Source organism: Adhaeribacter soli, assembly GCF_008727925.1.
GTDB lineage: Bacteria > Bacteroidota > Bacteroidia > Cytophagales > Hymenobacteraceae > Adhaeribacter_A > Adhaeribacter_A soli.
This window is the reverse complement of sequence record NZ_VTWT01000009.1, coordinates 104207-122378: the sequence shown is the minus strand read 5'-3', so window position 1 is coordinate 122378 and position 18172 is coordinate 104207. Positions and strand designations below refer to the sequence as shown.

Annotated in this window: 17 protein-coding genes; 10 read left to right on the top strand and 7 right to left on the bottom strand. The window is 47.7% G+C overall.

Annotated elements, in window-relative coordinates:
- Positions 1–45: 45 nt before the first annotated feature.
- The 3 genes from F0P94_RS15805 to F0P94_RS15795 form a co-directional block, all read right to left on the bottom strand.
- Positions 46–1146 (bottom strand): DegT/DnrJ/EryC1/StrS family aminotransferase, encoded by a 1101-nt coding sequence (locus F0P94_RS15805; protein WP_150904882.1) that lies wholly within the window; start codon positions 1144–1146, stop codon positions 46–48.
- A gap of 144 nt (positions 1147–1290) precedes the next feature.
- Positions 1291–1689 (bottom strand): sugar 3,4-ketoisomerase, encoded by a 399-nt coding sequence (locus F0P94_RS15800; protein ID WP_150904881.1) that lies wholly within the window; start codon positions 1687–1689, stop codon positions 1291–1293.
- A gap of 75 nt (positions 1690–1764) precedes the next feature.
- Positions 1765–3021, bottom strand: coding sequence for a tetratricopeptide repeat protein (locus tag F0P94_RS15795; RefSeq protein WP_150904880.1), 1257 nt, complete (start codon positions 3019–3021; stop codon positions 1765–1767).
- Between the two features lie 103 nt (positions 3022–3124).
- On the opposite strand from F0P94_RS15795, the gene F0P94_RS15790 reads away from it, so the two are divergent.
- The 3 genes from F0P94_RS15790 (at position 3125) to hpt (ending at position 7040) form a co-directional block, all read left to right on the top strand.
- Positions 3125–4039, top strand: coding sequence for a M20/M25/M40 family metallo-hydrolase (locus F0P94_RS15790; RefSeq protein ID WP_150904879.1), 915 nt, complete (start codon positions 3125–3127; stop codon positions 4037–4039).
- Positions 4040–4130: 91 nt separating this feature from the next.
- Positions 4131–6374: a sodium-translocating pyrophosphatase gene (locus tag F0P94_RS15785; protein ID WP_150904878.1), complete on the top strand. Its 2244-nt coding sequence runs from the start codon at positions 4131–4133 to the stop codon at positions 6372–6374.
- A 126-nt stretch (positions 6375–6500) separates the two neighbouring features.
- Entirely contained in the window at positions 6501–7040 is a 540-nt protein-coding gene (gene hpt / locus F0P94_RS15780; protein ID WP_225307246.1) for a hypoxanthine phosphoribosyltransferase, read from the top strand.
- On the opposite strand, the gene F0P94_RS15775 is transcribed toward hpt, so the two are convergent.
- A complete protein-coding gene (locus F0P94_RS15775; RefSeq protein WP_150904877.1) occupies positions 7033–7773 on the bottom strand; it encodes a hypothetical protein in 741 nt (246 codons plus the stop codon). The genes hpt and F0P94_RS15775 overlap by 8 nt on opposite strands.
- A gap of 80 nt (positions 7774–7853) precedes the next feature.
- Here F0P94_RS15775 and F0P94_RS15770 point away from each other — a divergent pair, with 80 nt between their 5' ends.
- The 4 genes from F0P94_RS15770 (at position 7854) to dnaJ (ending at position 11649) form a co-directional block, all read left to right on the top strand.
- A complete protein-coding gene (locus F0P94_RS15770; protein WP_150904876.1) occupies positions 7854–8444 on the top strand; it encodes an adenylate kinase in 591 nt (196 codons plus the stop codon).
- Between the two features lie 113 nt (positions 8445–8557).
- Positions 8558–9550, top strand: coding sequence for a GTPase ObgE (obgE, locus tag F0P94_RS15765; RefSeq protein ID WP_150904875.1), 993 nt, complete (start codon positions 8558–8560; stop codon positions 9548–9550).
- A 359-nt stretch (positions 9551–9909) separates the two neighbouring features.
- Positions 9910–10500, top strand: coding sequence for a nucleotide exchange factor GrpE (locus F0P94_RS15760; RefSeq protein ID WP_150904874.1), 591 nt, complete (start codon positions 9910–9912; stop codon positions 10498–10500).
- A 3-nt stretch (positions 10501–10503) separates the two neighbouring features.
- Positions 10504–11649 carry a molecular chaperone DnaJ gene (dnaJ, locus tag F0P94_RS15755; protein ID WP_150904873.1) on the top strand — a complete coding sequence of 382 codons (1146 nt, stop codon included), beginning with the start codon at positions 10504–10506 and terminating at the stop codon, positions 11647–11649.
- 127 nt (positions 11650–11776) lie between these two features.
- Here dnaJ and F0P94_RS15750 read toward each other — a convergent pair whose 3' ends face one another.
- From F0P94_RS15750 to F0P94_RS15740, 3 genes are all read right to left on the bottom strand, one after another.
- The gene (locus F0P94_RS15750; RefSeq protein WP_150904872.1) at positions 11777–12370 is read right to left on the bottom strand and encodes a flavodoxin family protein; all 594 of its coding nucleotides are present in this window, start codon (positions 12368–12370) and stop codon (positions 11777–11779) included.
- Positions 12371–12469: 99 nt separating this feature from the next.
- Complete coding sequence (locus F0P94_RS15745) at positions 12470–13495, bottom strand: alpha/beta hydrolase family protein (RefSeq protein ID WP_150904871.1); 1026 nt, start codon at positions 13493–13495, stop codon at positions 12470–12472.
- A 48-nt stretch (positions 13496–13543) separates the two neighbouring features.
- The gene (locus F0P94_RS15740; protein ID WP_150904870.1) at positions 13544–14368 is read right to left on the bottom strand and encodes a hypothetical protein; all 825 of its coding nucleotides are present in this window, start codon (positions 14366–14368) and stop codon (positions 13544–13546) included.
- A 251-nt stretch (positions 14369–14619) separates the two neighbouring features.
- Here F0P94_RS15740 and F0P94_RS15735 point away from each other — a divergent pair, with 251 nt between their 5' ends.
- From F0P94_RS15735 to F0P94_RS15725, 3 genes are all read left to right on the top strand, one after another.
- Positions 14620–15525, top strand: a complete 906-nt coding sequence (locus F0P94_RS15735) for an ABC transporter ATP-binding protein (RefSeq protein ID WP_150904869.1) — start codon at positions 14620–14622, stop codon at positions 15523–15525.
- Positions 15518–16831 carry an ABC transporter permease gene (locus F0P94_RS15730; RefSeq protein WP_150904868.1) on the top strand — a complete coding sequence of 438 codons (1314 nt, stop codon included), beginning with the start codon at positions 15518–15520 and terminating at the stop codon, positions 16829–16831. Before F0P94_RS15735 ends, F0P94_RS15730 begins: the two co-directional genes overlap by 8 nt.
- A 407-nt stretch (positions 16832–17238) precedes the next feature.
- Complete coding sequence (locus F0P94_RS15725) at positions 17239–18150, top strand: ChaN family lipoprotein (RefSeq protein WP_225307245.1); 912 nt, start codon at positions 17239–17241, stop codon at positions 18148–18150.
- Positions 18151–18172: the final 22 nt, after the last annotated feature.

Here is an 18172-nt window from a genome sequence, read left to right as displayed (position 1 = left end):
CCGGGTAATACTGGTTTAGAATGCTGGTTATTTATCACTCCCAATTCAAAAATAGCCGCTTATTAACTTCCCTATAAATGCGACCTGCTCCTCCCTTAACCCCGGATAAATTGGCAAACTTAAACTGGTATTAGCCAGCTCTTCCGCCACTGGAAAATCTCCTTTTTTAAAACCAAGGTACTTATAAGCTTCCTGCAGGTGCGGCGGAACCGGGTAGTGAATTAAGGTATCAACGCCATTTTTTGCCAAATGAGTCTTTAAGTCATTCCGGTACGAGGTCCGGATCACGAACTGATGATAAACATGCGAAGCACCTTCCGCCGTCTTAGGCAAAATAATTTCTTCAATATCTTTTAAAAAATAACGATAAAGCTCGGAAATGCGGATACGTTCGGCATTCCAGTTTTCCAGTAATGGTAATTTTACCTTTAAAATAGCCGCCTGCAGTTCATCGAGCCGCGAATTAAACCCGATAACTTCATTGTAATATTTTTCCCGGGAGCCGTAGTTCCTTAAAACCTGGGCTTTTTCTGCCAGTAATGCGTAGTCGGTAGTAAGGGCTCCGGCATCGCCGAGGGCGCCCAGGTTTTTGGATGGGTAAAAACTGGTAGCGTTTATATCGCCAAAACTGCCGGTTAATTTACCCTGAAAAGTTGCGCCCTGGGCCTGGGCATTGTCCTCTACTACAAAGAGGTTATGCTTGCGGGCAAGGGCCATTATGGCGTCCATTTCGCAAGCCTGCCCGTAAAGATGCACGGGGATTATAGCTTTGGTTTGCGGCGTGATGGCTGCTTCCAGTTTTGCCGGATCGAGGTTGTAGGTTTCAGGGTTCGGTTCTACCGGAACAATTTTGGCGCCGGTATAAGAAACAGCCAGCCAGGTAGCAATGTAGGTGTTGGATGGAACGATCACCTCATCTCCGGGACCAATCTCCAATGTTTTTAAAGCAATATGAAGGGCATCCAGCCCATTGCTTACGCCAATGCAGAATTTGGTTTGGTTAAAGGTGGCATAAGCGGCTTCGAAATCTTTTACGGCTTTTCCTAAAACATACCACTCCGAATCGAAAACCTCTTCCATAGCCTGCATCACCTGCTGCTTTACCTGCCGGTTCTGAGCCTTGAAAGAAAAAAATGGTATCTGCATGGGTAAAACTGATGCTGCAAAGATAAGAAAGCGTTGCGTCTTGTTTGTATCTAAAAACCCGCTGGAATTTACCGCTTGAAAACGCTATTATTTTTGCCCGAAAAGTGCAGGGTTCCTGGGCCGGAGCTGTGAGGCAGGTTATCTTTATTTTATGCTCCGGAAAACCTCATAATCGCGGATGTAGTCTTCCGGCCGGTAAGGTTCTGAGGCAAGTACCAGTTGCAGGGCAGAACCCGAATATTCCATTGTATGCCAGACTGCCTTCGGAATGAATAAACCGGTATTGGGGTTGTTCAGCTCAAAGGTTTGTTTTTCGCCTTCCTGAGTTTCGGTGGTTACGGTAATGCTGCCGCTGATCGCAATTAATACCAGTTGCGTCTGGTAGTGAGCATGGCGGCCGCGGATGCAACTTTCTGGCGTTGCATAGGTCCAGAAAACCCGTTCGATGTTGAAGGGGATCAGTTTAGAGTTTTCAACCACCGAAATAAAACCGGTTTCCGGGGTACCCGATTGCGGGAATTCTATCAGGTAGGGTTCAGGCATGAAGTAAGAAAATTCGGCAGAAAACTGGGGCCATGGAAACGGGTTTGAATTTCAGAGGTTAAAATTAGGCAATGTTTACTTAACCTTCTTGTTTTTCTTCAGCCAGTCTTTCGACTCTTTAAAAGGCTCCGATTTTTTGTCGGCAATATCCTTTATCCGTTCATAATGCGCCTTGGCGGTTTTAAGATCTTTCTGATCGTTGGCAATGCGGGCTAAGTTCAAAAGGGCATAAAGCGCGTACCCGGATTTTTCCTCGCCGGTTTGCTGGGCGAAGTTCACGCATTGCTGGTAATAATCGCGGGCCTTCTGCTGGTCTTTGTGTTTGTTCTGGTAAATATACCCCAGGAAATAAGCCGCATACCGGCCGCTTACCGCTTCGTAGCCGGCCATGTTTCTGGAGAGCTTATTCAGGATGTCCGCAGAGATGCGTTCGGTTTCTGTAAAGTTGCCCTGCAGGAAAACCAGACGGGCGTAGAACCGCTGAAAATAAGCGTTATCCGGATATTTATAGGCCAGGAAGCGGGAAATTGGCAGGGCAGCGGCGGAGTTGTTTTCCTCGTTGGCATAGATCTTCATCAGGAAAAACTTCGATTCCACGCCGGTGTAAAAGCCATTGTCAGATACCGTTTTCAATTGCTGCAATCCAAGCTGCTTGTTGCCGTCGGGAAAGAAAAGAAGCACCGGCCGGAGCAAAGGATAATTCTTCGAGATCCAGACTGCATAGTAATTGTAAAGACCTTCTCCGAACAAAAATTCCGGGCTCAGGTCGTTGCCCACGCGGCTTTTCTGCAGATAATCCAGCGAGTTTTTACTGGCTACTGTGGCCTTGCGCCAGTCGCTCCGTTCGGCGTGCAGACGGGCTTTAAAACCGTAGGCAGCCGCCAGGAAAAAGGCCGCTTCAAAATTTTTGTCGTTTTCGTCGTACAGCTTTTCAGCCCGGGTAATGGTGGTATCCATGTAGGCGTAAAAAGCTTCATCGTATTGTTTCGTCCGGATGTTGGTCGGCACGATTTTCCACCACTGGCTCAATCCCATCAAAAAGTATGGCATGGGGTGGTTGGGGTAACGGCGGCGCAACGACTTGAATTGCTTTTCGGCCAGCGCGTATTTGAAGTTGTAAAGATTGTCTACCGCGCCCCCTAATTCATTCTGAATATCTTTATCCAGCAACAGCATGCCGCGGATGTCCTTGGCTTGCGGCAGAATCTCCACCGAATCCATGTAAATGGTATTCATGATCGAATCTTCCATTTTCCGGTTAACGGAATCGGTCTGAGCGAAGGCGGTAAACCCGGAAAGGATAAAAACTAAAGCGCAAAAGAATTGCTTCATGATTGCAAATAAACAAAAAAATCGAAGGTTTTAAAATTTGGCGCCTGAGCAAGCCGGAGCTATAACCGTAATTATACTACTTTTGGTTTCTGAATAAAACGCTATGAAATTACTTCAAAAACTCTGTGGCATCCATGCGCCTTCCGGCAACGAAATTCAAATGAAAGAATTCCTGCTGGACTATATAGATAAGGAAAAAAGGCATTGGAAAGTTCAGCCCGAAATTCTGGCCTCCGACGATTTCATGGATTGTATTCTGCTGGTTTTCGGCAAGCCCCGTACCGCTGTCTTTGCGCACATGGATTCTATCGGGTTTATGGTTCGCTACGGCAATCAGTTGATTAAAATAGGAGGGCCCGTTTGCGAAACCGGTTACGAACTGGTAGGAGAGGATAGCTTGGGGAAAATTGCCTGTACCCTGATTGTAGATGAAGAAACCGGCCAGCTAACGTACGATTATTACCGGGAAATTGAGCGCGGCACCGAACTTGTTTTCAAGGCCGAATTCCGGGAAGAAAAAGATATCGTGCAGTGCTGCTACATGGATAACCGCCTGGGCGTGTGGAATGCCCTGAAAGTTGCCGAAACCCTGGAAGACGGCGTAATTGCTTTCAGCTGCTGGGAGGAAATTGGCGGCGGTTCGGTTTCGTTCCTGGCCCGCTACATTAACGAACGCTTCGGGGTGCGCCAGGCCTTAATTGCCGACATAACCTGGGTAACCGAAGGCGTATTGCCCGGCGAAGGCGTGGCCATTTCCTTGCGTGACAGCCTGATCCCGCGCCGGAGTTTTATCATGAAGATCGTAGAAATTGCTAAAAAGGCTGGCATTCCTTACCAGCTGGAAGTGGAATCGGCGGGCGGCAGCGATGGCAAAGAACTTCAATTCAGCAATATTCCCTGGGACTGGTGTTTTATCGGGGCGCCGGAAGACAATGTACATTCCCCGGACGAGATCGTTCACAAAGCCGATATGCAGGCCATGGTGGATTTGTACAAGGTTCTGCTAAAGGAATTATAAATTACGTATTTATTTCTTGCGCATTTCATTTAGAAAATTCTATATTAGAGCGAATAAAATCAATTCATCATCACGCTCTAAAAATTTTTAAATGGAAGAAATTGTTTACGCTGTCCCGGCGCTCGGAATCCTGGCGCTGTTGTACACCGCCGTAAAGTCTGCCTGGGTTACCAGGCAGGAGGCCGGCGATGAGAAAATGCAGACCATTGCCCGGCACATTGCCGACGGCGCTATGGCTTTTTTAAAGGCCGAGTATAAAGTGCTCAGCTATTTTGTAATTATAGCCGGCTTGCTTCTGGCGTATCTGGGTCACAGCGGCGAAAAATCGCACTGGACCATTGCGCTGGCTTTTGTAATGGGAGCAGTTTTCTCGGCCCTGGCCGGGTTTATCGGCATGCGCATTGCTACCAAAGCCAACGTGCGCACGGCCCAGGCCGCGCGTACCAGCCTTTCCCGGGCGCTGAACGTGTCGTTTACCGGCGGTTCGGTAATGGGCATGGGCGTGGCCGGTCTGGCCATTCTGGGTTTGGGTTCCCTGTTCATTGTGCTTTACTATTACTTTGTGCAAAGCACCGGCGCCAATGTGAATGGCATTGAAATGGAACGGGCCCTGGAAGTGCTTACCGGTTTCTCGCTGGGCGCGGAAAGTATTGCGCTTTTTGCCCGCGTAGGCGGCGGCATCTACACCAAAGCAGCCGACGTAGGCGCGGATTTAGTAGGAAAAGTGGAAGCCGGTATTCCGGAAGACGATCCAAGAAACCCTGCCACCATTGCCGATAACGTAGGCGATAACGTAGGCGACGTAGCGGGCATGGGCGCGGATTTATTTGGTTCTTACGTGGCTACGATGCTGGCTACCATGGTTTTAGGGCGGGAAATTATTGCAAAAGATAACTTCGGCGGAATTTCTCCGGTACTCCTGCCAATGGTTATTGGCGGCATAGGCATTGTTTTCTCCATCATTGGCGTATTGTTCGTGAAAGTGAAGGAGGGAGGCAATGTGCAAGGCGCGCTGAATTTAGGAAATTGGGTTTCGGTAATTCTCACGGCCATTGGCTCTTATTTCATCATTCACTGGATGCTGCCGGAAACCATGGAAATGCGGGGCTTTGTATTTACGGCCAGCGAAGTTTTCTATGCCGTGATCGTTGGCCTGATCGTGGGGGCACTCATGAGTATAATCACCGAATATTATACGGCCATGGGCAAACGTCCGGTTAACAGCATTGTGCAGCAAAGTTCAACCGGCCACGCCACCACCGTAATTGGCGGCCTGGCCGTGGGCATGGAGTCTACGGTATTGCCGATTATTGTACTGGCCGTAGGTATTGTACTTTCGTATGCGTTGGCCGGTTTGTACGGCGTAGCCATTGCTGCTGCCGGAATGATGGCCACCACCGCCATGCAATTAGCCATCGATGCGTTCGGGCCGATTGCCGATAACGCCGGCGGTATTGCTGAAATGAGCGAATTGCCGAAGGAAGTGCGCGAAAGAACCGATATCCTGGACGCCGTAGGAAACACCACAGCTGCCACCGGTAAAGGCTTTGCGATCGCTTCGGCGGCCTTAACGTCCCTGGCTTTATTTGCGGCTTTCGTAGGAATTGCGGGCATCGATGCCATTAACATTTACAAAGCTCCCGTACTGGCCGGACTTTTTGTGGGCGCCATGATACCGTTTATCTTCTCGGCGCTGGCCATTGCGGCGGTAGGCCGCGCGGCCATGGCTATGGTGCACGAGGTACGCCGCCAGTTCCGCGAAATTCCGGGCATTATGGAAGGAACGGGCAAACCGGAATACGAAAAATGCGTGGCTATTTCTACCCAGGCTGCCATTCGGGAAATGATGCTGCCGGGCGCTATTGCCTTAGTTGTGCCGGTTATCGTTGGTTTCGGCTTGAAAGGCGTTTTTGCCTATACTTCTTCGGCCGAAATTTTGGGCGGTTTACTGGCCGGGGTCACGGTTTCCGGCGTACTGATGGCCATGTTCCAGGCCAATGCCGGCGGCGCCTGGGATAACGCGAAGAAATCGTTTGAAAAAGGCGTAATGATAAACGGTAAAATGGAATACAAAGGCTCCGACGCGCATAAAGCGTCCGTAACCGGCGATACCGTGGGCGATCCGTTCAAAGATACTTCCGGTCCGAGTATGAACATTCTCATTAAGCTGATGTCCATCGTTTCGCTGGTAATTGCCCCTCACATTGCCGATACTACCAAAGTGCACGACCGCCGGATCGAAATTCAAACCAATGAAGCTGCTCCGGAGGCGTTTAAACAAAATAAACCGACAGAAAAAGCCAATACGCACTACCTTTCGATGGCTAAGAAATAAGCAAAGAAATAAACAGGATTTACCTTTAAAAAGAAGAAGCTCTTTTCCGGCGAAAAGAGCTTCTTCTTTTTATTTTGTATTACTTTTGGTACTCGTTAAATCATAAGCCCGGAAAACCCTACAAAAATGGCCCTGCAAACCGTTACCATTCACGACAAATCTTTTAGCCTGTATTTAACCGAAGCCGAGATCTTAGCCGGCATCCGCCAGGTAGCCGAACAGCTGAACGCCGATTATGCCGCCCAAAGACCCATTTTTATCGCTATTCTGAATGGTTCGTTTATGTTTGCCGCCGATCTGCTGAAAGAAGTTTCTATTCCCTGTGAAATTTCCTTTGTAAAAGTAGCCTCTTACGAAAACACCAGTTCCACCGGTCAGGTAAAGGAATTGCTGGGTTTAAAAGAAAGTATTAAAGACCGCCACGTGGTAATTCTGGAAGACATTGTAGATACCGGGAATACCGTTGTAACCTTGTTTCAGACCCTGGGAGCCCAGCAACCTGCCTCCATCGAAGTGGCCACCTTGCTGCAAAAGCCGGAATGCCTGCAGCACGATATTGCGGTGAAGTACGTAGGCCGCAGCATCCCGAACGATTTTGTAGTAGGTTACGGCCTCGATTACAACGGCCTGGGCCGCAACTTGAAAGACATTTACAAGGTTATTTAGAAGTTTTGTTGGTCGCTTTGTAATAGTCCTGCAGGTTTTTATCTAAAAGCATTACCATTTCGGTTTCCGAACGCTTGCGCGGTGGAATGTTGGTAGAAGCTTTTATGAAATACGGAAACGGTTTGGCCAACTGGTGAAATTTCCCGTCGCGGATCACCAGCGCTTTAAAGGAAACTTCCGGGTTGTTGCTTTCCTGGGGAAGGTCGGGTTGCTGGCGATATTGTTCCAGCTCGGTAATTTCTGAAATATAAATTTTTTTATCCGGCGGCAGAATGGAAGAATCGGGCTTCAGATTGTGGTCGAGCATGATCCCGGTAAACTGGCCGGCTTTCACTTTTTCGGAGTCGTAGCTGTAAAAGAAGTAAACCGGGCAAAAGGTAAAGTGCTTGCGGAAGGCTGCTGCCAGCTTCTGGTTATCTTTTTCGCGCTGTTGGCGCACCGAAGCTGCCATTTGCTTGTTGCCGGAATCTTCAAGTTTCTTAATGGCAATTTCGGAGGTCCGCAGGCGTACCAGCAGCACCCCGTCTTTAAAAGCTGCTATATGGGCTTTTGCATTTTTCTCCATCCGGATGGCCGTATTATTTACCGGTTCAGGCTTAAAGGGTCTTTTCCAGGCGGGTACATAAGGGTGATACTCCAAAGATTCTTTCTCTTGTGGGGGAGAAGATTCGGTCTGGGCAAAGGCTTGGGTACTGAAGAGAGCAAGAGAGATAAAAAACAACCTGGTTTTCATAGCAGCAGAATATTTTTGTAAGAATAACAGCTTTCCGCCAATAAATTCTTATTTTTGCTCTTTATTTTCACGAAGAAAGCATGCTTAACCTCGTATTATTTGGCCCTCCGGGCGCCGGCAAAGGCACTCAAAGCCAGAAACTGATAGATAAATACAACCTCGTTCACCTCTCCACCGGAGATCTGCTCCGGTCCGAAATTGCGGCGGGCACCGAACTGGGTTTAAAAGCCAAAGCGCTCATGGACAACGGCCTTTTAGTGCCGGACGAAGTGGTAATTGGCATGATCGACAACAAACTAAAGGAAAATAAAAAAGCCGGCGGTTTCATTTTCGATGGTTTTCCGCGCACCGTGCCGCAGGCCGAAGGGCTGGACCGCTTGATGGAAGAAAACAGCACTGCCATTACCTGCATGATTGCCCTGCAGGTAGAAGAAGGGGAACTGATCAAACGCTTGCTGCTTCGCGGCAAAACCTCCGGCCGCCCCGACGATCAGAACGAAGAACTGATCCGGAAACGGGTACAGGAATATAATACCAAAACTGCCCAGGTAGCCAATTACTACGAGCAGCAGGGAAAATTCTTCTCTGTAAATGGCATTGGCGAGATCGAGGAGATCTTCAATAATACCTGTGCCATTATCGACCGGCATTTAACCAAAGCGAAAGCTTAATCATATTTTGGCCAAAGCTGCAAAACCGTACGCTTTAAGGCCGAAAAACTTACCGGGAGCCGGTTTTGCCGTAAGGCGGAACCGGCTTTCACTTATCTTTAAATTATAGAAACGTGTCAGGTTCAAATTTCATCGACTACGTAAAGATCTGCTCCCGTTCCGGTCACGGCGGAGCGGGTTCTGCCCACTTGCACCGCGATAAAAAGAACGCCAAAGGCGGACCCGATGGCGGCGACGGCGGCCGCGGCGGCCACATTATTTTACGCGGTAACTCCCAACTCTGGACCTTGCTGCACCTGCAGTACCAGAAGCACGTAATTGCCGGAAACGGCGAAAACGGCAGCGCCAGCCACAGCACCGGCGCCCAGGGCAAAGACATTATTCTGGAAGTACCTATCGGCACCATTGCCCGCGATGCGGAATCCGGTGAGCAGATGGCTGAAATAATTGAAGACGGACAGGAAATTATTCTTACGCCCGGCGGCCGCGGCGGTTTAGGCAACGCCCACTTTAAATCGCCCACCAACCAGACGCCGCGTTATGCCCAACCAGGCGAACCCGGCATCGAAGAATGGGTTATTTTAGAGTTGAAATTACTGGCCGACGTTGGTTTGGTGGGTTTCCCGAATGCCGGAAAATCTACGTTGCTTTCAGTGGTATCAGCAGCGAAACCTAAAATTGCCAATTATCCATTCACCACGCTGGTGCCAAATCTGGGCGTAGTAGCATACCGCGATTATAAATCCTTCGTGATGGCTGATATTCCGGGTATTATTGAAGGCGCTTCGGAAGGCAGAGGGTTAGGAATCCGGTTCCTGAAGCATATTGAGCGAAACTCGATCCTGCTATTCATGATCGCCGCCGACAGCCCGGATATTGCCGAAGAGTACCGCATTCTGCTCAACGAACTGGAAACCTTCAACCCGGAATTACTGGATAAAAAACGCCTGCTGGCCGTTACCAAATCCGACCTGATCGATGAGGAGCTGGAAGCGGAAATGCGGCAAACTTTACCAACCGATATCCCGACCGTTTTTATATCCAGCCTTACCCAGAAAAACATCACCCAGCTGAAAGACATGATCTGGCAGGCGCTTAATGGTTAAATTGTTTAATGGTTGATTGCTAATTGTTAATTGTTAATTGTTTTTTTTCAGTCTTACATTACCCTAACATACAGTTGTCATTCACCTGTCATTCTGAAAGAATCTTGTGATTGCCAGGCGTCTGCATCAACATTTACTCCGGAATGACAATCCTGGTAGATCGTATTTGCTTTTCGCTGAAAACGCTACTGCTTCAGCTGGAAAAGTCTGAAGGCGAAAATAGGGTTCGGGGAGCCATTTTCAATTATTAATTGTTAATTATTCATTATTAATTAAAACCTTGTGTCAGAATGTCAGCAAAGCGGTTTGGCAAATTAATTGATAGGCTGGCAAGCAAGTCTAAACAGATAATTACAGGTATGAAATCCGGAAAAGAACATAAATCCCACGATTCGGAGAAGGAACAAAATCCTGCTCCTGAGGAAACTACGGCTCAAAACGCTACGGAAAACGAGCAGGAAACCGCCGTTCCGGCCGATCATCAGATGCCGGACGTGCCAAACGATGCGCTTTCTAAAACGGAAGAAGAATTAAGCGAGATGAAGGACAAGTACCTGCGCCTTTATTCTGAATTCGACAACTTCCGCCGTCGTACGGCCAAAGAGCGTCAGGACCTCATTAAATCAGCTAACCAGGACATGATGCTGGCCTTGCTACCGGTTATGGATGATCTGGACCGCGCCAAGGCTGCCATTGAAACGGCTACCGATATTAACGCTGTGAAAGAAGGTTTGGAGCTGATTTTCAATAAATTAACGAACGTTTTGCAGCAAAAAGGCCTTAAACCTATGGAGGCTACCGGTCAGCCCTTCGATGCGGACCTGCACGAAGCGATTACCCAAACCCCGGCGGGCGATGATATGAAAGGTAAAATAGTGGACGAGATCGAAAAAGGCTATTACCTGAACGACAAAGTTATCCGCTTCGCAAAAGTTATTATTGGAGCATAAAAAATGGCAAAGAGAGATTATTACGATGTGTTAGGCGTTACCCGGGAGGCAAGTGCGGAGGAAATTAAAAAAGCCTACCGCAAAATTGCCATTAAATACCACCCGGACAAAAACCCGGACGACCACACAGCGGAAGATAAATTTAAAGAGGCTGCTGAAGCGTACGAAGTACTGAGCAACCAGGAGAAAAAGGCCCGCTACGACCGTTTCGGTCATCAGGGTATGGGCAACGGCGGCGGCTATGGCGGCGGCCACATGAACATGGAGGATATTTTCTCCCAGTTCGGCGATATTTTTGGCGGTGGCGGCTTCGGCGATTTCTTTGGCGGCGGTCAGCAACGCGGTGGCCGGCGCGTACGCAAAGGTTCGAACTTACGGATTAAGCTGAAGCTGAACCTGGAAGAGGTAGCCAACGGCGTAGAGAAAAAGATCAAGGTGAAACGCTACGTAGCCTGCCATGCGTGCGATGGCAACGGTTCGAAGAACGGCGCATCCCTGCAAAACTGTACTTCCTGCCAGGGCTCCGGCCAGGTACGGAAAGTGGTAAATACCATGCTGGGCCAGATGGTGAGCACGGCAACCTGCCCAACCTGCCACGGCGAAGGTAAAATAGTTACCCAGAAGTGCGATGTTTGCCACGGCGAAGGACGCGAACTGAAAGAGGAAGTAATTCCGATAAACATTCCGGCCGGTGTAGCCGACGGCATGCAGCTTTCCATGAGCGGTAAAGGCAACGTGCCGGAGCGCGGCGGCATTCCGGGAGACCTGCTGATCCAGGTAGAAGAAGAACCGCACCAGTTCCTGAAGCGCGACGGCAACAACGTGGTTTACGACCAGTACATCAGCTTCGTGGATGCGGCTTTAGGCGCCAACATCGAAGTGCCAACCATCGAAGGAAAAGCCAAGATCAGCCTGAAAGCGGGCACGCAAAGCGGCGAGATCCTCCGTTTGCGCGGCAAAGGCATTAAAGACCTGAACGGCTACGGCAAAGGCGACCAACTGGTGTACATCAACGTATGGACCCCGAAGAACCTGAGCAACTCCGAAAAAGAAACGCTTGAGAAACTCCGGAATTCTGACAACTTCACCCCAAACCCGGGTAAGAACGAAAAAGGCTTCTTCGAGAAAGTGAAAGAGTATTTTCAGTAAGAATTTGTTTCCCCTGTTTTAATTGTTTGTTAAAAAGCCGTTCCGATGTACTTCGGCACGGCTTTTTCTTTTTGGGAAATAGGTAGGGTTTGGGCCGTAAAAAGTAAAGATTAATTCTGTTGGAAACTTATTCCGGTTTGGGCAGGCCGGCAAACTGCATAAGTTGCTTCACCATGGTTTCGGCCGTTTTTTCGTAGTCTTTCCGGTATTTTTCCATGAGTTCTTCGCGGGAGGTTTTCACACCCTTTGCCTGCTTTTCCCATAAAACCGATAGTGTGGCGTAAGCCGGGAAGTTAATGCCGATGGCATTGTAGAAATTGCTGATGTTGGCAATAATGTGCTGGGCGCCATCCGAGTCGCCGGTAATAATAATGCCGCCCGCTTTGCCTTCGAGCTTCGATTTTTTGCCGGCCAGAATTTCATCGTGCAATTCATCGAGCCTTTCTATTACCCGCTGTATTTCTGAAGACTGGTTGTTCCACCAGATAGGCGTGGCAAAAATAAGGATATCAGCAGCCAGGATCTGTTCCAGAATTTTGGGCCAGTCGTCATCCTTTCCCATGTCGCTGTACGTACCCGGCAGGATATTATAAGCTACCAGTTTAATGATTTTACAGGCTATATTCTGCTTTTTTAAATGTTCCGCAAAAAACTCCGACAAGGTTTCGGTATTCGATAAGCCTGTTTTCTTTAATGTACCCAATAAGATAAGTGCTTTCATACGTTTAATTTAAGGTTACATTAATAATCGCCTGGAATACTTGCGGAGCAATTTCTTCTTACGTAAATGATAGGCCTCCAGTCAAAGAAGTTCAGCCGCTTACTGCTTTTCCAGCCACGCCTTCCAATCTTTAGCCGCATTATTCCAGCCAACATTATCCGGAATTGCTTTTCCCTGTTCATCCAGTTTAAAGTAATTGTGCTCTAAACCAATATAGGGCAAAAAGGTGAAATTCTTTTTCTGCTCCCGGATCATGGTAATGCGCATGTAATCGTTATAGAGCGCACAATTATCTTTGGTGCCATAACTTACCAGTACGGGTACTTTTATGCGCTTAAAGTAATCGATTGCCGGCAGGCTGAACCCGTACTGATACCGGTACTGCTGCTCGAGGTTGTAGCCGGCCGGAAAGGGAATGTCAGGCGATTTATTAACCAGCTTTTCCCAGAATTCGAACTGGGCGTTGGCATACGTTCCTGCCGAATCGTCGTAAGCGCGGGTTTGGGCCATGATGGTGGCCATTTGCCCGAAAGGGTTCTGGCCGGAACTGATTACGTGCGTTACGTCTTTGGAAACGGTAGCAAGTTTGGCCATAATCGTACCGCCTTCGGAATGCCCGGCAATTACCATTTTATTTTTATCTACCCAGGGCTGCTTTTTCAGAAATTTCAGGATCTGGACATCGCGGCTTACATAATAATCGAGGTGGTTGCGTTCCTGGTAAAATTGCGGTACAAGACCGGTTTTCGGATCGTTGTATTCCATGCGCGGACTTAATTCATGCGCCGGATACCTTACCGGTACGCCGGGCTTACTGATGAAAACAAGGTGATAATCTTCGGTGAAAATTTTAGTGTCGAACGGCATGATGGGGAAAAAGCCCCGGTCGTCTTCAATTATAAGCGGTATTGGCAATGAACCTTTCTCGAACAGAATTACCGGTTTCTTTTTCATCGCTTCGCCCTTTTTCGAAACAATTACCAGGTTAACAGTATCCTTTTTGTAAAGCGTTTGCACAAACCGGTAACCGAAATCTTCCGGCTTATGTTTTTGAGCAAAGGCGAATGTAATATTGAAGAGAAGGAAGGGAAGAAATATAATCCTGATGAATAAATTACTGCTCATTGTTTAAGAAAGAGAGTTGCTGTAGCCAATAGTTGCTAAAGATTGTAACTATTCATAGAGAATAATGTTGCCACTGCTGTCGTACTTAAACTGCCAGTTTCGGTTATTACTTTTCATTATATATCCATATTTATCAATCCTGACAAAGGAGTAACTACGGAAATTATTCTGAGACAAAGAACGATAGAATAATTCATCGAAAATACCCAAGCGTTTAAGCGGGTTCGGGGCGTTATCGTAATTTGTAAAAGTTTCTGTTTCAGTATACATGGTATCGTTTAGATACTTGTTGAAATAAATTGCATTCGTTTGGATCAAGTTTCCAGCATGGTTGTAAATGAAGTGCTTGGTTAAGGTAGCAGGATATTTGGGATAAACGGTTGAAGTAAGTTTATCGCCGGTATAATAGTAAAATACAGTATCGTAGGAAGTGTTGTAAATGGTAGTTTCTTTAATTGTTTTTTGAATCCGGTTCTGTTGATCCAAAAAGATTCTTTTCGGGTTTGGATAGACATTTAAATTTTTAAAAGTATCTGCCTGAGTAATTAAAATTTCATTTTGAAAATACTTTACTTCTTCATAAACGCCGGGGCTGTAAATACCATCATATCCAGAATTAGGGTTTATCGGGAGAAGACCACCATTTCGTTTAATTACATTTCCTCTAGCATCATACTCTAATGTAACGATCGGCATTTCTGAGCTGTACATCGTCCAGTTGGCATAAAGCATATAGGGCATCAGGTACTTTTCAGGTTTCAGGAAAAGCGGAACAGGTTCTGGTTGTAAATCTGGTTGGGGTTTAATTTCGTCCTGTTCTTTTTTGCAACCTAAGGTGAGAATTATCAGAGCGAAGAATAAGTATTTCTGCATTTAAATCAGGAATTGAGGGTACGCTATAAGTTGTTTGCAGATGCAAGATAACAATATTTATGTAAGGGTAGCGATTGGATAATTAATGTCCAGTTGCTTTGTTGTGATGCCACGCGTAGGATTGCAGCCTGGGATTATTGACTAGCAGGTGCTGTGCCGGAAGTATAGTTATTGTGAATTATTCCCGTTGTTTTACAGCCGAAAACCCGTAGTTTTACAATTAAAACCATACCGTTTCCCGCACAAAAAGTATGTTGCAGATTAAAGATGTCAGTAAAAGTTATGCCAGCCACCTGGCGCTCGATCACGTCAGTTTTGAAATTCCCGAGAAAAGCATTTTTGGTTTATTAGGTCCGAACGGTGCCGGTAAAACCTCGCTTATCCGCATTATTACCCAGATTACGGGCGCCGATACCGGCGAGATCCTGTTCAAAGGCGAAAGACTGAAGCCGGAGCACATCAACCGGATGGGTTATTTGCCGGAAGAGCGCGGCTTGTATAAAAAAATGAAAGTAGGGGAGCAGCTACTGTACCTGGCCCAGCTTAAAGGTTTGAGTAAGGCCGATGCTACTGCCCGCATCAAAAGCTGGATCGATAAAATGGAGCTTCGGAGCTGGGTTGGGAAAAACATCGAAGACTTGAGCAAGGGCATGCAGCAAAAAGTGCAGTTCATCGCCACCGTTTTGCACGAGCCCGAACTCATTATTCTCGACGAGCCCTTTTCGGGTTTTGACCCGATAAACGCCAATCTGATCAAAGACCAGATCCTGGAACTTCGGGAAAAAGGCAGCACCATTATTTTTTCTACTCACCGCATGGAATCGGTAGAAGAGCTTTGCGACAACATTGCCCTCATCAACAAATCTAAAAAAGTGCTCGACGGCCCGGTAAAAACCATCCGCGATTCCTATAAAACCAACACGTTCCTGGTAGAAGGCAAAGGCAAATTGCTACTGGCTTCGCCCGATTTCAAAGTACTGGAGCAGCGCGAGCATCACGGTTTTTTCCATGCCATTGTACAAATTCTGGATAACCAGAGCCCGAACGTGCTGTTGCGCTACATGCTGGAGCGGGTGGAAATCCATGCCTTTAAGGAAAAGGTGCCGAGTATTAACGAAATCTTCATTCAAACTGTAACCGAAAAAGTAAATGCATAAGATCTGGCTTATTGTTCAACGCGAGTACCTGACCCGCGTGCGGAAGAAAAGTTTTATTATCATGACTTTCGTTGGCCCGCTGCTAATGGCGGCCATGATCATTGTACCCGTTTGGTTGGCCACCGTTTCGTCCGACGGCGAAGAAACCATTGAAGTGCTGGACGAAAGCGGTTTTTTTGCTGGAAAACTGCAGGACAAAGGCGAACTGAAATTCCATTATGTGCAGGAACCGCTGGAAACCGCCAAGAAAAGGGTAACCGAAAACGAGAACAGTTCGCTGCTTTACATTCCGAAACTCGACCTCGACAATCCGCAAGGCATTAAACTCTTCTCCCAGGAAAACACCAGCCTGAGCACGCAACTGAACCTGGAGCGCATGCTGAAATCAGAGATCGAAGAGCAGAAATTTGCCCGTTCGGGCGTAGATAAAGCCGTCCTCGATAAAATAAAAACCGACATCGACATCAACACGGTGAACCTGAAGGACGGCGACGAGAAAAGCAGCAACGCGGCCGTTACGTCCGGAGCCGGTTACGTGGGTGCGATCCTGATCTACATGTTCATTTTTATTTACGGCGTGCAGATCATGCGCGGGGTAATCGAGGAAAAAACGAACCGGATCGTGGAAGTGGTCATTTCTTCGGTGAAGCCTTTCCAGCTGATGATGGGGAAGATCCTGGGCATAGCCGCCGTGGGTTTAACCCAGTTCCTGCTCTGGATCACGCTTTCGTTTGCCGTGGTAACGCTCCTTTCCAGCCGTTTCCAGACCGACCGCTTTTCGGATAAGCAGATAAGCCAGACCATGGAAACCATGCAGGACGCGGGCCAGGCGGAAAAGGCACAGGAAATGAACAAGATCATGAGCGCGCTGGATAACCTGAACGTGCCCTTGCTGCTGGGTTGCTTTCTCTTTTATTTCCTGGGCGGTTATTTATTGTACGGCGCCTTGTTCGGAGCCATCGGCTCGGCGGTAGACAACGAAACCGATACCCAGCAGTTCATGCTTCCGATCACGATTCCGCTCATCATGTCGTTTATTGTGGCGCAAACCGTAATTATGAAAAACCCCGATGGCCCGGTAGCTTTCTGGATGTCGATCATACCGTTTACGTCGCCCATTTCCATGATGCTGAGGCTTCCGTTCGGCGTACCCGGCTGGCAACTGGCACTTTCCATGGCTTTGCTGGTTTTAGGCTTTATCGGTACCGTTTGGCTGGCCGGCCGCATTTACCGCGTAGGCATTCTGATGTACGGTAAAAAAGTAAACTACCGCGAACTGAGCAAGTGGTTATTTTATAAGGGGTAATTCTGCTTAATAGCTAAACTGTAGCTTTAAATAGGACCCTCGTTTTCATAGCTAACGCGGTAACCACCCCCGGTCCCAATGCCGAAATCCCGTTGACTAAAGTCAACGGCAATGGATAGCAAGATTCTTAAAAGGAGAATTCAAATTTCTGTTTTTGTTGTATCTATTTCCGTTGACTTTAGTCAACGGAAACCGTAGCGCTCAGCTGTAAATGATTAAATTGACGGCAACCACCCCCAACCCCTCCTTGAAAAGGAGGGGAGCTGCTGTACTGCTGAATTTTAGATTACGTGTTAATAGCAAACCGTAAGTTTTTAAGCTCAAAAAGTCAAAAAGAAGCAGAAACCAAAAAGCTCCCCTCCTTTTTTCAAGGAGGGGTTGGGGGTGGTTAACCTGCCTGCTATGAAATGCAAAAGACCATTCAAACTGCAACCGGATTCTCCCAAACCATGAAACGCTTATTTACCTTCCTGCCATTTTTGTTCCTGCTACTGGCTATGAAAGATAAACCTGCTTACCGGTTATTCACTTCCGAAGGCAAAGCAACCGATAAAGATAAAATGCTGCAGGAACTGGCGAAAGCCGACGTGATTCTGTTTGGCGAACAGCATAACGATTCGGTGGCTCATGGGCTGCAGCTGGAGGTAACCCGAGGGCTGTTTAAAACCCAGGGTAATAACCTGGTTCTGGGCATGGAAATGTTCGAAACCGACGTGCAACTGGTACTGGATGAATATCTGTCGGGAAAGATCCCGGAGCGGAACTTTGAGGCAGAATCGCGGCCCTGGCCCAATTATGGCTCCGATTACAAGCCTTTGGTGAATTTTGCGAAGGAGAACAGCCTGAAAGTGGTGGCGACCAATGTACCGCGGCGCTATGCGGCAGCGGTGGCTAATTTCGGGGTAGAATCGCTACAGAATTTCAGCCCGGAAGCCCGGAAACTGATGGCGCCGCTGCCTTACGCGGTAGATTATGAATTACCGGGCTATAAAAATATGCTGAACATGTTTGGCGGTTCGCACAGCGAAGGAGAGAAAGGCCGGCAAATGGTAGCGGCCCAGGCCCTGAAAGATGCCACGATGGCCTATTTTATTCTGGCTAACTGGCAACCGGGGCAGAAGTTCCTGCATTTCAACGGTTCCTACCATTCCGATAATTTCGAAGGCATTTACTGGTACCTGAAACAACTAAAGCCCGACCTTAAAATTGCCACTATCTCTAACGTTACCCAGAAAGACCTTAAGAAGCTGGAAAAGGAAAACCGAAAGAAAGCCGACTTTGTGCTGGTAGTCCCGGAAAATTCGCCGAAATCGTATTAAATAAAAAGTCCGCCCGGGTTAA

Bases quoted from the DNA above. Each gene is read 5' to 3' on its own strand.
- F0P94_RS15745 (WP_150904871.1), bottom strand. From the start codon at position 13,495: ATGAGCAGTAATTTATTCATCAGGATTATATTTCTTCCCTTCCTTCTC.
- F0P94_RS15785 (WP_150904878.1), top strand. From the start codon at position 4,131: ATGGAAGAAATTGTTTACGCTGTCCCGGCGCTCGGAATCCTGGCGCTG.
- F0P94_RS15735 (WP_150904869.1), top strand. From the start codon at position 14,620: ATGTTGCAGATTAAAGATGTCAGTAAAAGTTATGCCAGCCACCTGGCG.
- F0P94_RS15750 (WP_150904872.1), bottom strand. From the start codon at position 12,370: ATGAAAGCACTTATCTTATTGGGTACATTAAAGAAAACAGGCTTATCG.
- F0P94_RS15760 (WP_150904874.1), top strand. From the start codon at position 9,910: ATGAAATCCGGAAAAGAACATAAATCCCACGATTCGGAGAAGGAACAA.
- F0P94_RS15775 (WP_150904877.1), bottom strand. From the start codon at position 7,773: ATGAAAACCAGGTTGTTTTTTATCTCTCTTGCTCTCTTCAGTACCCAA.
- hpt (WP_225307246.1), top strand. From the start codon at position 6,501: ATGGCCCTGCAAACCGTTACCATTCACGACAAATCTTTTAGCCTGTAT.
- F0P94_RS15790 (WP_150904879.1), top strand. From the start codon at position 3,125: ATGAAATTACTTCAAAAACTCTGTGGCATCCATGCGCCTTCCGGCAAC.
- F0P94_RS15740 (WP_150904870.1), bottom strand. From the start codon at position 14,368: ATGCAGAAATACTTATTCTTCGCTCTGATAATTCTCACCTTAGGTTGC.
- F0P94_RS15805 (WP_150904882.1), bottom strand. From the start codon at position 1,146: ATGCAGATACCATTTTTTTCTTTCAAGGCTCAGAACCGGCAGGTAAAG.
- F0P94_RS15770 (WP_150904876.1), top strand. From the start codon at position 7,854: ATGCTTAACCTCGTATTATTTGGCCCTCCGGGCGCCGGCAAAGGCACT.
- F0P94_RS15800 (WP_150904881.1), bottom strand. From the start codon at position 1,689: ATGCCTGAACCCTACCTGATAGAATTCCCGCAATCGGGTACCCCGGAA.
- F0P94_RS15730 (WP_150904868.1), top strand. From the start codon at position 15,518: ATGCATAAGATCTGGCTTATTGTTCAACGCGAGTACCTGACCCGCGTG.
- F0P94_RS15725 (WP_225307245.1), top strand. From the start codon at position 17,239: ATGCAAAAGACCATTCAAACTGCAACCGGATTCTCCCAAACCATGAAA.
- F0P94_RS15795 (WP_150904880.1), bottom strand. From the start codon at position 3,021: ATGAAGCAATTCTTTTGCGCTTTAGTTTTTATCCTTTCCGGGTTTACC.
- dnaJ (WP_150904873.1), top strand. From the start codon at position 10,504: ATGGCAAAGAGAGATTATTACGATGTGTTAGGCGTTACCCGGGAGGCA.